Annotated in this window: 13 protein-coding genes; 2 read left to right on the top strand and 11 right to left on the bottom strand. The window is 37.7% G+C overall.

Going from position 1 to position 12,955, the window contains the following annotated elements; all coding sequences use genetic code 11:
• Window positions 1-93: 93 nt before the first annotated feature.
• The 3 genes from P4S71_RS17295 to P4S71_RS17285 form a co-directional block, all read right to left on the bottom strand.
• Window positions 94-2,139 (bottom strand): hypothetical protein, encoded by a 2,046-nt coding sequence (locus P4S71_RS17295; RefSeq protein WP_007378077.1) that lies wholly within the window; start codon window positions 2,137-2,139, stop codon window positions 94-96.
• Window positions 2,140-2,778: 639 nt separating this feature from the next.
• Window positions 2,779-3,207: a hypothetical protein gene (locus tag P4S71_RS17290; RefSeq protein ID WP_007378076.1), complete on the bottom strand. Its 429-nt coding sequence runs from the start codon at window positions 3,205-3,207 to the stop codon at window positions 2,779-2,781.
• 199 nt (window positions 3,208-3,406) lie between these two features.
• Window positions 3,407-3,586, bottom strand: a complete 180-nt coding sequence (locus P4S71_RS17285) for a hypothetical protein (RefSeq protein ID WP_007378075.1) — start codon at window positions 3,584-3,586, stop codon at window positions 3,407-3,409.
• A 281-nt stretch (window positions 3,587-3,867) separates the two neighbouring features.
• Here P4S71_RS17285 and P4S71_RS17280 point away from each other — a divergent pair, with 281 nt between their 5' ends.
• Entirely contained in the window at window positions 3,868-4,254 is a 387-nt protein-coding gene (locus tag P4S71_RS17280; protein ID WP_033029369.1) for a YkgJ family cysteine cluster protein, read from the top strand.
• Window positions 4,255-4,357: 103 nt separating this feature from the next.
• On the opposite strand, the gene P4S71_RS17275 is transcribed toward P4S71_RS17280, so the two are convergent.
• The 5 genes from P4S71_RS17275 to P4S71_RS17255 all read right to left on the bottom strand — a co-directional run bounded on the left by P4S71_RS17275 (window position 4,358) and on the right by P4S71_RS17255 (window position 8,862).
• Window positions 4,358-4,651: a hypothetical protein gene (locus tag P4S71_RS17275; protein ID WP_337151112.1), complete on the bottom strand. Its 294-nt coding sequence runs from the start codon at window positions 4,649-4,651 to the stop codon at window positions 4,358-4,360.
• A 339-nt stretch (window positions 4,652-4,990) separates the two neighbouring features.
• Window positions 4,991-6,742, bottom strand: a complete 1,752-nt coding sequence (locus tag P4S71_RS17270) for a beta-agarase (RefSeq protein ID WP_337151111.1) — start codon at window positions 6,740-6,742, stop codon at window positions 4,991-4,993.
• A gap of 181 nt (window positions 6,743-6,923) precedes the next feature.
• Window positions 6,924-7,166 (bottom strand): hypothetical protein, encoded by a 243-nt coding sequence (locus tag P4S71_RS17265; protein WP_337151110.1) that lies wholly within the window; start codon window positions 7,164-7,166, stop codon window positions 6,924-6,926.
• On the bottom strand, window positions 7,151-7,741 hold the full coding sequence (locus P4S71_RS17260) for an alpha/beta hydrolase (RefSeq protein WP_337151109.1): 591 nt from the start codon (window positions 7,739-7,741) through the stop codon (window positions 7,151-7,153). The genes P4S71_RS17265 and P4S71_RS17260 overlap by 16 nt, the downstream gene beginning before the upstream one ends.
• Before the next feature lie 11 nt (window positions 7,742-7,752).
• Window positions 7,753-8,862: a Zn-dependent alcohol dehydrogenase gene (locus P4S71_RS17255; protein ID WP_337151108.1), complete on the bottom strand. Its 1,110-nt coding sequence runs from the start codon at window positions 8,860-8,862 to the stop codon at window positions 7,753-7,755.
• A gap of 141 nt (window positions 8,863-9,003) precedes the next feature.
• Between P4S71_RS17255 and P4S71_RS17250 the strand changes: the two genes are divergently transcribed.
• Window positions 9,004-9,753: a helix-turn-helix domain-containing protein gene (locus tag P4S71_RS17250; RefSeq protein ID WP_442961721.1), complete on the top strand. Its 750-nt coding sequence runs from the start codon at window positions 9,004-9,006 to the stop codon at window positions 9,751-9,753.
• Here the strand turns inward: P4S71_RS17250 and P4S71_RS17245 are convergent.
• From P4S71_RS17245 to P4S71_RS17235, 3 genes are read right to left on the bottom strand one after another with little or no spacing between them, the layout of a single operon-like run.
• Complete coding sequence (locus P4S71_RS17245; protein ID WP_337151106.1) at window positions 9,739-11,016, bottom strand: NAD(P)/FAD-dependent oxidoreductase; 1,278 nt, start codon at window positions 11,014-11,016, stop codon at window positions 9,739-9,741. The two genes, P4S71_RS17250 and P4S71_RS17245, sit on opposite strands and share 15 nt — an antisense overlap.
• Window positions 11,017-11,032: 16 nt before the next feature.
• Window positions 11,033-11,341: a 2Fe-2S iron-sulfur cluster-binding protein gene (locus P4S71_RS17240; RefSeq protein WP_007378067.1), complete on the bottom strand. Its 309-nt coding sequence runs from the start codon at window positions 11,339-11,341 to the stop codon at window positions 11,033-11,035.
• A gap of 60 nt (window positions 11,342-11,401) precedes the next feature.
• Complete coding sequence (locus tag P4S71_RS17235) at window positions 11,402-12,574, bottom strand: cytochrome P450 (protein WP_306724386.1); 1,173 nt, start codon at window positions 12,572-12,574, stop codon at window positions 11,402-11,404.
• Between the last annotated feature and the right edge of the window lie 381 nt (window positions 12,575-12,955).

Genomic DNA, 12,955 nt, shown 5'->3' with positions numbered 1-12,955 from the left:
TAGGCAGTAGTAGCGATACAAATAAAAAAACTGCGAAGCTATCATATAGATAAACCCGCAGTTTGTTTATTACTAAACCTTTATTACACGTTTTTAGCGAGTAATACGTTTACTCATTTTAAAGTTTTGTAATGTTAGTGAACTAACTGCACCACCGCTGTCAGGGAATGTAACTTCAATATTGTTAGTTTTTTTAATGTTATTATATGGCACTGGAATTTCAATAACACCAAAGAAACGCTCACGTCCAAGGCCACCATTTTTTTGATCATATCCTCTAAAATCAGTAGGAATAGCGACTCTATTACCATTAACAGTTACAACTGGCGTTAACGACTTACCATGAGGGCGGCCAACACCTAAGCGCAATGTAGCCTCGCCATTAGCCCCTTTATCTACATTGTTAATAGTAAAGAACTGGGTCGCGTTGGCTGCAATATTTTTAACTACTGCACTTGCGTAATGCTTAGTCTCTTGATTAATATTGTTAATAACAACATTTTTTTGGTGACTCACTTTAATTATCATGGTTGACTCAGAGCCTAATACAACAGAGCTTGGGAGTGTTGTTCTGTTGCTGTTATCCAATACTGGTTTGCCTTGGGCATTAGGATATAAATGCTTAATATTTACACCCGTTACGTTGTTAGAACCCTTGCCTAAAACACTTAAATCAATATTGGTCGGCGAAAATTCAAGGCTGTTTAATACCAAATAAACATCTTTGCCATCAACATACGCGTCAGCTTGAATATCCATATCGCTTGCCCAGCTATCTATTCGCGTCCCTTTTATATCAGACCATAACTGGTAAAACTTAACCATTTCGGTGTAAACCCATTGCTCGCCGGTTTCACCTTGACCTTCTTTAGCTTGACGCAGTAAACGCCAGTAATAGGGAATAGTGTCGCTTATACGGCCCCATTCTGCTTTTAATGGAATAAACGGAATGGCTTTATCAATACGGTTTGGCCTTTCCATAAAGCTCATCAGCATAGAGCTCATTGCCTTTAGACATAACCAGTCACGTTGCGGTGTCCATTTAGTACCAAATGAGCCTTGTAATTGAGAGCCATATTCGGAAATAACTAACGGCTTAATACTTCCCCATTTATAAGCCATATATTGCTCAACCATATCAAGGGTCGCTTCCATATTGCTGCCTTTTCGGTACTGTATTTGATGCTGACCACCAGGGCCACCTGGGAAATTTGGAAAGTCATATAAGTGCATCGAAATAAAGTCCATTTTATTTCCTGCAATATCTAAAAATGCCTTGTCGCGTTGCTTCCAGTTATCGAAAAATTGTGACCCTTTTTCATAATCAGGAAACGCCACCGTAAAGCCCCCTACTTTCACATCATTCAGTGCAGGGTTAGCATTAATCACATCAGCAACTGAGTTATGCAATCTAAAAATGTCATAGAGGCTTTCTTTATCATAACCGGTATGCGGAAAGTCGTGCAGTTCAAACAGTGGCTCGTTCATTACCTCAACATACGTTGGGCGCTTTTGACCAAGGCTATCTGATGGGCCTGATTTAAAGTATTTTTGTAAAAACTGCGCCATGTAGTCGCCCATGGCTGTACCTAGTGGTTCAGCCGCAGTATCTCTTTGCGAGAAAGACCAATTTTGATTACCAATTTTAGTGCCATCAGGATAATAAGGATGTTGCTGTGCAGCGACAATTAAATCGCTGTTACGCCCTTCATGCTTTCGCATTGTTTTAGCTTGAGCTGTTGTAATATTGGTGTAATTCCATTTTACTCCGCCGCCATTTGTTGTTGCGGTTGCCGCGCTTGCATAACCTGGTTTTGCTGAATCTTCTGGTAATTGTGTTAGTTGATATTTCATGCCCCCTGTATCACGGCCAAAGTACACATCGTAATCTTCTAAAAAATGCGTCATTAAATCAGGATCAGCATTAGGCGCATTTAAGCTTTGAGCGTTATTTCCAAACCAGTCACTTTCGGTATTTGATGAATGTAACGTAATAAATTTACGACGATCGAAGCTATCAAACTGTCCTACAGCATGTTTTGTATCAATATTAAACTGCACTTTAACAGCGTGCACATTAAAGGTACTTGAAAGTAATAGCGCACTCGAAACCGCACAATACAATGATCTTTTTTTCATAACTGTTACCTATCTTGGTGTAAAAATTAATCCTTTGTGTAAAGGCATGGAACTCACAATCAATATAATGTTAACAATTAACAAAATGCAACGATTAGTTAAAGTTTTGTTCAAATTTCACACTTTAGTGGTAATTAACGGGACTAAGTTAACGCCGTAAATGAACAAGCTGAACACCCTATTTACAACTAGGTATTTAGAGAGTGTTAACTTTTTGAGATTGAATTTGCTGCAGCATGCTTGGTTTTTAGCCAAACCAGAACCCAAGCATTTGATAAAAAATATTTTATGTGTGACTTTTAATTACATTCTAATTATTTCAGACGTTTTTCAGTGTTAACAATTTGTTGTTATTCATTCAAAAGGAAGATGACTCATGACCACATTGGTTAACTTATTTTAGTGGGACTCACTCATAAAAAGTAATCTATAGATTTGCTGAATAGAATTTAATAAGTAACAGGCTGATTAATAAATATAAACTTTATGAGTAAACTGGCTCAAAAATAAAGCATTTCTTTTTGTCATTTATAGTAAACATAAAAAAGCGCTGAGGGTATAAACCACCAGCGCGTTATTAATATCAAGTTAAGTCCACAAAAATCACATTTAATGGGGGCTAATTATACTTTTAAATACTTAACCTTCCTCTTCAATAAGTGACTCTAGTAAGTCATGTATTTCAGCTTTAAGCTCTTTATCTTCAATTTTATTAGCACTGACTTTAGCGTTTTGTAAGTTTTTAATCGCTTCGTCTTTTTGACCTATTTCTAACTGTAACGTAGCCATTGAAAAAGCAACCGATGACATATGATCTTTGTTATTAATTGCAATTGACTTCTCTAACGCTTTTTCATAAGTGGTGATCGCTTCTTCTAGCTCTTCGGTAAAATCAGCTAGGGTTTCCCATTGCACTGGGTGATCTTTAGACGTATTTTCGTTTTCCATACAAATAGCTTTTAATTGAGCAAATAAAGACTCAAACTTTTCACGATCATTTTTATTAGCAGCCGTCATTAGCTCTTCTGCTAAGTCGTGTACCGCTTTGTATACTTTTGTGTTCATCATTACGTGTTACCTTTTAATGCAGCTAAACTCAATTACTCACTCAATTTAGCCAAAATATAGCATTCAGCCATTACAAAACATGTTTTAACAACTGATTTATTTAATTTGGTCTATAGCGTAATAATACATTAATAATAAACATCGGGTAGGCGTTAAACACTTTGTGATTAAAATTTTACCGAAATTATTGCTTGTAACCTTAAATGCGAAATAAACTCGCAAGCCAATCGAAGGTAAAGATGGTTGTAAATACCTTAAGCGCAATAACAGCTATAAACAATAAGAGAATTAGCGCTTTAGCTTTGTTACTTTTAAGATTGTTCCAATACAATAACTTTGCATTAAATTCTGTTTTTAACTTTGAAACAGCTTCTTTCATGATAATTCCTGATCAAATATTTTTGTACAGTAATTGTAACAACCACAAGTTACTCAAACTGATTTCATAACATTTTTAACTACCTTTAGAGTAAACCATTTAATAATGTCTGCACTATATAAAATGTAACAAGGGATTTTTCATCTAGATTAATGCCGTAACTACTGTGTACACACAAATTAAAGGGATGGTTTTTTAATTAAGCAAACAGCGAATAATAAATTCAGTGCTACACTCACAGCTAACTTAAACTCGTTGACAACCAATTCAATTAGCAAATTATGAAACAATGTAATCAATGCGGTAAGTGCTGTATTAAATACGGTGGTGGCGATTTAAGCGCATCAAAAGAAGAAATTGATTTATGGGAGCTTTTTAACCCCGAAATCTATGAATACGTGAAAAACGACGAAATTTGGTTTGACCCAAAAACAGGATTGAGACTAGATGCTTGCCCTTTTTTAGAAATTGCGCCTAAAAAAGATCCCTTGGCTAAAAACATGTACACCTGCAGTATTTATCTCGACCGCCCAGAGGACTGTCGCCACTACCCTAGCCTCATTCCTGAAATGATCAGAGACGAATGCGAGATGATTGAACCTATCGACATAAAGAATCAAACCAGAGCTCAACATAAACTCGATATACTTATGATTGATAGTCGATAATTCTCTTTTAAACTGCAACAGGTTATTGGTTAGTTTTTATTTTTAAAAAAGAGTAAATCTGTATACCAACAACCTATAGCAACTACAATAGAGCCAAAGCAAATTAAAAAAAGGGCCCTATAGGCTCAACCCAACCAATTGAAATAATTATAATAAATGGAGTTGCACTCGCTAAAAGAACCATAGGTAAATTAAAAACATTAAATTTTTTTAATAAAATTGATATTGGTACCCCATAAACAAGTAGTGCGGGATAGACATAAAATAAGCTTCCGCCGACCATTGCAGCCGAAAATACTATTGTATCTAAATAGCTTTTTGAGGGCTGAGATCCAAACAGAGCAAATACAATAGCAAGTAAGGTACAAGCAGGAAATAAGGCTAAAGGGCCTATCAATATAACAGCAATAAATTTGATAAATAATCCCTTTTAATCAGGTGTTGTTCTGTGCCATTAAGCCTTAAATTAATGTGTATCTATGCAATAGATTTTAAAGAGCTTTTAACACAGTAAATGAGAACCTCAATACGTTAGGACAATCATGCCGATAACAAGGCATCTATATTCTTTTCCGCCAACAGCACAAGTAAATATAATACACATTAAGATCAATCACTAATGCATACGAATTATGCCATCTATTTTTAAAATTGAATAAGACTTCTGTTACAACTAAGGCCACTAATAATTAGTGACCTTGCTTTTTATAACATAACAAATAGTTAGTTTTTTAAATTAAATATCATCACTGTACTCAAACGCTTGAAGCGTCACGCTACTAACAAATCCGCCATCATCTGGGTATGTAACTAATATCGTATTATTGGTTTTTAACAGCTCGTTTGGAACTTCGATTTCTAGCATGCTAAATACTTGTGGGCGAAATACTTGTTCATCACCGGCATAATCGGTTGGTACAGTAACTAAAGTGCCATTTACTTTAACGATAGGTTGTTGAGCTAAATCATGCTCTCTGCCAAAACTTAAACGCAATATACCTTTACCATATTCACTTGTTTTTACATCGTTAATGTTAAATTTAAGCGCTGTATTGGCTTTAATTGGCTGTTTGTAGGTTGTTGCATAGTATTTATGCTCGTCAGACTCAGCAGTAATTTTTATATTGTTGCTGAACGTATATTCAATAATTACTGTGGCTTCTGCGCCTATGTTAATGCTTTTTGGTAACTCATTTTTTACACCAATATTTTGTGATGTTGTTGTAAGTGTTGACTCACCATTAGCAAAGTGCAAGTGCTTAATTTTAACGTTATTAATCGGATTGCTCGGTAACTCTGTTAAATTTAGCAAGGCGCTATTAGCACTTGTTTCTAAATTACTGATAATTACATATGCCTTGTTCTTGTTTACGTAACTATCTACTAATAAGTCGGCTTCATTTGAGTCAGTATTAACACGTGTGCCATTTACATCTGACCACAATTGATAAAATTTAATAATGTCGGTGAATACATATTCATCCTCTGTTTCACCTGTTTTTTCGTCATTGTGGCGTAGTAAGCGCCAAGCATAATCGCGCCCCTCATTACCACTCCACTCTGCTTTTGCTAAACTAAATGGAATGGCTTTAAGTATGAGATTAGGTTTAGCCATAAATTGCATCATCATAGGGCTAAACGATTTCATAGTTTGCCAGTCATTTATTGCAGTCCATGGCGTTGCTTCTGTTTTATGGTCACGCCCGCCGTATTCCGAAATCATGAAAGGTTTTACCTTACCTAGCTTAAGCTTTTCGTATTGCTCCATCATGTCCATAGTGGCTTCTATACGGGCTCCTTTAAAGTTAGCAACGCCTTTATCGCGGTTTAAATAGCCAAAGTCGTAAAGATGAATCGAAAAATAATCCATGTATTCACCGCTGGTATCTAAAAATAGCTTCATTCGCTCATCCCAACGATTAAAGTTGTTATCGTCAAACCATGGAAAGGCAGTGGTGTACCCACCAATCTTAATACTTGTATTAACTTTTCGTATGCCTTGGGCTACTTCGTTATGAAAAATAAATGTATCGATAGGCTTACCGTGATGTACATCAACAAGTTCGTAAAGTGGCTCATTAAGTATTTCAAGGTATTGTGGGCGTGCTGGGCCTTTGTTCGGTCCTTGGTTGTCATTTCGATAAAATTCATTTACAAAATTTCCCATATATTGACCCACGGCATCGGTATTAGCAAAGCTCCATTCGTCTTTGCCTTTATGATTACCAATCCAAAACTGATTAATTTGCCCGCCTATCATTACGTGGGCTCTATTGTCGTATTTATGAAGCTTCGACAACGTTTTACCATAATAATCTTCGCGAGCAGTTTTGCCATAAGCAGCGATACTATCAGGGCTTGCGTACCCTAGATTATTTGGGTTCTGCTCAACTTGAGTCGCGTAATACGGCATAGAACCGTTATCACGACCAAAGTACACATCAAGGTCGTTAAGTAAGTAGTCGAGCTTATCTTCTTCCCCTTCCAATCGGTTGTTGTTAGCATCGAGTGCATAACAATATATTTGCTTCTATCAAAGGTTGATAGGCCGTCAATACTTCGCTTTACGTTTAAATTTACGGATACTTCTGGCTGCGCTACTAAATTGCATGATGCAGTACATGCAAATGCAATTAAAAGTGAGCTAATGACTTTCATGTGTTATCTCCTTATTTTAATTGTGTGTGAGTTTTGCTTTCTAATTGAGCAAAAAAGATCATAGTTTTAGCTACATGTTCGTGCCAATACTCCCAGCAATGGGTGCCTGCAAAAATATCGAACGTATGAGGAACATTTTCATCAACTAGCTTTTTTGCAAGCGCAGTATTAGCACTAAAAAGTACATCGTCTTTTCCGCAATCAAATCGCAGTGGCGGTAATGTCTTTTTATTCGCGATCAATGTTTTAAACACGTCGCCTTTGTACTTATCAGTGGTTTTTTTAGTGGCTTTAGAGTATGTTCATCAACAAAGTGATTAAAGTCGTCAAGCTCAGTAATTGATGAATGCGCTGATATACCGCTAAAAATAGTTGGATACTTTGCACCTAAACATAATGCTCCATACCCTCCCATTGAAAGGCCCGTAATATAAATATTTGATGAGCTCGAGCACATTGGTTGAGTTTGAATAACAGCGCTAATCACATCATCAACTATCCATGCTTCATAATCTGCATTTTTAAGTGGCAAATACCCGCTGCCCTCGGCGTGCGCGCCATCTGATGGCATCACTAATACAAACTCGTTAAGGCCACTGCTACGAAGCTGCTGATACACTTTATGTACGCCCCCTAGCTGGCTCCACACCCAGTGGCTACCATACACACCATGCAGTAATACAATTATAGGTACATTTTTATTACTGGTTGCTTCTTGGTAAATGCTTATATCACCTCGCCCTTTTAAGTGACTGCTATACGCGGTTAGCGTTACAAAGTTATCAGCGGTGTAACTGTTATTTGATACCTCTAAACGATGAATTGCCATTTTATGCTCCTTTAATCATCAAACACGACGACACCTTTAGCGATACGCCCTGCTAGCATGTCGTCAAAGCCTGTTTGTAACTCATCTAACGAGTAAGTTTTTGTGACTAGCTCATCGAGCTTGAGCTTTTTTGCGTCATAAAGGTCTAGTATTTGAGTAAAGTCGCGCTTAGGATTACATTGCCCGTAGAGCGGATTTATATAAATTTTATCCCACTCAAATAATTCGCAATCAAAATCTATTTTTTGCTCAATGCCACTCACTTGCACCGCAACGCCCGCGCTGCGTATTAATGCTAATGGCGCTGAACCAAGTGCCGGCACTGCTGTACACTCAAAGGCATAATCGGCTCCGCGACTATTTGTTAGCGCTTTAACTTCGTTTATCATATGAACTAAATCAGGGTCATACTTTTTAGCAAGTACAGTATGTGTAGCACCAAATGCTTTAGCTTGTGTTAATCGCTCCGGTGACAAATCAATTGCTATTATTTTAGCGGCGCCTGAAATTGCAGCCCCTTGTATTGCATTTAGTCCTACGCCTCCACAGCCTAATACGGCAACTGACGAACCTGCTTTTACTTTAGCGGCATTAACCACTGATCCGTAACCGGTCATTACACCGCAACCAACAATACTTGCACTTGGAAAAGGAATGTCACTGTGTATTTTTATAACTGCAGCAGCCTTAACAACGGTGTATTCGCTCATCGTACCTAAATGAAATGAGCGCTCTAAGCTATTGCCATTATGCTCACACGCTTGTTTACCTGCGTGTCCGCATAAACCATTGCCAGTTACGGGGCTATTTACTTCACAAATGTGTAAATTACCCTCTTGGCACTGGAAACACTCACCACACGGAATTGCCCAATTTAGTATTACTTTATCGCCAATAGTAAATTCCGTTACACCTTCGCCCAACTCAACAACGGTTCCTGCGCCTTCATGACCAATGATAAATTTTTTATTCCATGTTTTAATTGAATCCCAATCGGTATGACAAATACCTGAGGCTTTTATTTTAATTTTTACTTCGCCAGTACTTGGTTTTCCGACATTAACGGTATCGAAGAAAAAACCGCCTTTTCCATCTGCAATTGCAGCTTTTGCCTTGTACATGTAGACTCCTAAGTCTCTAAATATAAGTATTATGTTATGAAGCAACCGACAATTTACTGTGAACCGTTTTGTATAAAAGACGGTTACGATTTCGAAATTCATCATGTAAGTTATCTTCAGCACGATAGCTATTCATGTTTTATGCACTTTCATCAGGTGCACGAATTTATATTTTTTGAACAAATTGATGGCACGTATTTTTACCATCAGGGTGAATCAACTCTGTCTGATTTTGAGGCCGTTTTTACGCCTGCAATGGAAACGCATGATTTTGCTTTAAACCCACGTCCTAAATCTTGGTATATTGTGCAGTTTATGCCTGAGCGCCTTAACGACCCAGCCCTACAAGAGTTTTTAGATCTATTGAAAACCGGTTTACATCTAACATTTAGCGTTGAACTACAAAAAAGAATCCATAAACTACTCGCATGGATGTTGAGCGAGTTTAACGAAAACCCAAAAAGTAAAACCTGCAAACAACTGTTTAATAGTTTAATAACCATGGTGTGCGAATACGGTAAAAGTAGTTTATCTAACCAGCAAAAACCGTTGAGTAGTTCAGCTAGCTTTAAAAAGTTAACACCCGTTGTTAATGAGCTAAAAACAAAAAATGGCCTCAATCTTTCGCTAGAGCAAGCCGCAGCACTTTGTTATTTATCACCTTCGTATTTTTCACGAGTATTTAAAAAGCATTTTAGAGTGCCGTACTCCGACTACCTTATTCAGCACAAGCTATATAATGCCGCACGACTACTTGGGCAAAGTGATGCCTCGGTAACTGATATTTCTTACGACTTGAGTTTCTCCAGCCCGTCGTATTTTATTAAGCAGTTTAAGCACCATTTTAAAGTTACCCCTCACCAGTATCGCCAGCAGCTACGTCTCAAGTAGGTGTTGCTTTGCAAGCGGTGTTGCTAAATCACTTAATATCCGCTTATTAACCTTTATATTTTGCTTTATAGCCTGTGTACCAAGTACGTAGGCTTTAGCATGATTAACCGCTTCTACACACAACAATGTGTCGTTATTAAAATACCAAAGCGAAAATTGTTCCGGTGACTCTTCGCGTACGACAATTTCGTTATACCCTTGTGATAAACCCACTATCTGTAGTTTGTACTCGTATTGATCTGACCAAAACCAAGGTAAAGCAGGAACCGGTTCACTATTTTTTGCTAAAAACTGTGCAGCTGTTTTAGCTTGTTCTACGGCATTTTGAACCGATTCAAGTCTTATCCATCTCTGATAAATTTTATTAAAGTGTGAGGTACAGTCGCCGATAGAAAAAATATCAGGGTGTGAAGTTTGGCATACATTATTTACTTTGATACCTTGTTCGAGCGCTAACTCTGCAGTCACTGCAAGCTCGGTATTAAGCCTTACCCCAACGCCCACTAAAATAAAATCGGCGGGATATTGAGTGCCATCACTGCATACAACATAATGTTTATTAGCTGTGTGCTTTATTTGTACAACATCTTTTGCTGTTTGCAAATCTACCCCTTTGCTTATGTGCAATTGAGTTAAAAAGTCAGACATAACAGCTGATGTAACACGCGAGAGTATGCTTTGTTGCTTTTCAATTACCGTTACTTTTGCACCTAACTTTATAAACGATGACGCCGACTCAAGGCCAATGTAGCCGCCACCAATAATGACTACCTGTTTATCATTACTTTTATTGAGTGCTGTTTTTATTGCCACTGCATCTGCGTGTGTTCGCATCGCAAAATATTGTGCATTCCCTTTATCGTCAACGGTATCAATAAGCCCTTTAATAGGCGGAATAAAGGGCGAACATCCTGTCGCTATCACTAATTTATGAAAGGCTATTTGCTTTCCACATTTCAGCGTAATTGTTTTACTTTGTTTATTAATTGCAGTAACACGCTGGCCCAAGCATAAATCTATATTGCTATCGGTATAAGCTTTTTCTACTTTTAATGGAGTCGATTTTACATCATCCGATTGCAACGTTTTTTTAGACAAAGGTGGCCGATGATATGGCAGCTCTGGATCGCTGTCGAGTAACGTAATTTTACCCAGCCAACCTTGCTGGCGAAGGGTAAAAGCAAAGTTAACCCCGCCATGGCTTGCGCCAATAACCACCACGCTTTGCTCAAGTAGATTTGGTTCTGTATGTGTGTTTTGCATAATGCTGTACCCGCTTTTAATTGGCTACTCTGAAGGTCATGCCATCAATATTGTCAGACACCTCAATTTGGCAACATAAACGGCTGTATTGCGTTACGTTATCGTCCAGCTCTAGCATGTCGCTTTCTATCTCATCGGGTGTACCTACTTTTTTAAAGTCATCCGGTGTTAAGTAAATATGACACGTTGCACACGAACATACACCGCCACAATCACCATCAATACCAGTAACACCATTTGCTGATGCTAGTTCCATTAGCGAGCCACTGTCGCCCTCAACTTCAACTGCATCGTTTGTTTTGGTTATAAATATTACTTTCGCCATCGTATTAATCCTCTACTTTTACTTGTTACTGTATTTATTTAACTATTTTGTACGGTGTTTTTATTTTGATTTAAAGCTAACGTGCAGACTGTTAAAGCCTACCTTTCTTGAAAACTCACCTAGTTTTTCAATATTTTCATCTGCTTTTATTGTCTCTATTCGAGCAACTTTATTAGCAAGTGATAACACTAGTTGACGTAGAATTTGGCGAGCATGCGTTGCGCCCAAACAATTGTGATGACTAAAACCAAAACTAATATGCGGGTTAACTTTTCGGTCGAAGTCGACATTGTTGGGATCTTTGAATACCTTTTCATCGCGATTAGCCGACGCCCAACATAACGAAACTCGTGTGTCGGCTTTTATAGCGTGCTCACATACGCTTGTGTCTTGCGTAGCGACGCGGCCCATTTGCGTAAGCGGCGAAAAATAGCGAATGAGTTCTTCTACGGCCCTGTTTAATATTTCAGGCTCATCATCAATACGCTTTAAATCACTGATGTTTTCGCTAAAGTAGGCAATAGAGTTTGTGATCGCGTTTATAACGGTATCGCGCCCCCCTGCAAAGGTCAGGATCATCACACCTTTTACTTCTTCTTTACTCAGCTTTTTACCGTTCGCCTCTGAATTTAAAAGCACTGAATATAAATCATCACCCGGGATTGCAATGGCGTTTTCTATTTGCTCATCAATGTAATCGTATAGAATATTGGCTTTATCGCTATCAAGGTCACTATCTTCACTTCTAAATACGTGCGTACCCCAATCTATCCATGTTTGTGCTTTATCCATTGAGGTATTAAGTAACAGCGTTAACGCTTTAGATTGCAGCGGAAGTGCAAATTGTGACACCACATCTAACGACTCGGCTTTGAAGGCATTGTCTATTGTTTCATCAATAATAGCTTGTAAGCGCGCTTGGTAACCCTCATCTAATGGACGCTTAAACCATGGATTTAATAGTTCACGAAAACCGCCGTGCTCAGGTGGGTCTACTTCAAATGGGATTTGACGTGTTTCACGTATTGCGACTTCTGATGGAATTACAATACGCCCTGGTTTAGCTCCTGATTGAAAAACAGCACAATTATGCGCCGCTTTACGTACATTTTTTAGACCTAATATCATATTGACGGGATCGTTTTGATCGTCCATTTGTCCCATGCCACTTGCTGTGCGTTTTGTTAAAAATGCATCAGGGAAATCGCTCACACCTATTATTTTTGACGTCATAATAAAACCTAACACTGTAATAAATGAATTTAGATACAACATATTAAGGGCAACTTTATGATGGAAATACACGCATTTTGCTTAAAAATGGTAGTTTCATGCTTTTTAATTCAATTTAAAAGCATAAAAAAGCCAACAGTTTATGTTGGCTTTTAGTGGGGATGTGAGAGTTACTAACTAATTTAATTTGTATTGCTTATTCAGCAAAGAGTGCATTACTTTATAGCAATCTAAAGCTTTACCACTTACTTTGCAATTTGGGTTGTGGTAAATGCCAATTCAGATAAATCTCTGAATAATTAAATATAAAATATTGCCTCTTTAGAAAACAATTTTTTAACGTTAAATACTCCTATTATAGTGGATTTAATATCAACAGCT

The organism is Pseudoalteromonas sp. B62, assembly GCF_037162565.1.
Lineage (GTDB): Bacteria > Pseudomonadota > Gammaproteobacteria > Enterobacterales > Alteromonadaceae > Pseudoalteromonas > Pseudoalteromonas fuliginea.
The sequence above is the reverse complement of the archived record's forward strand: the minus strand, read 5'-3'. Positions and strand labels throughout refer to the sequence as shown.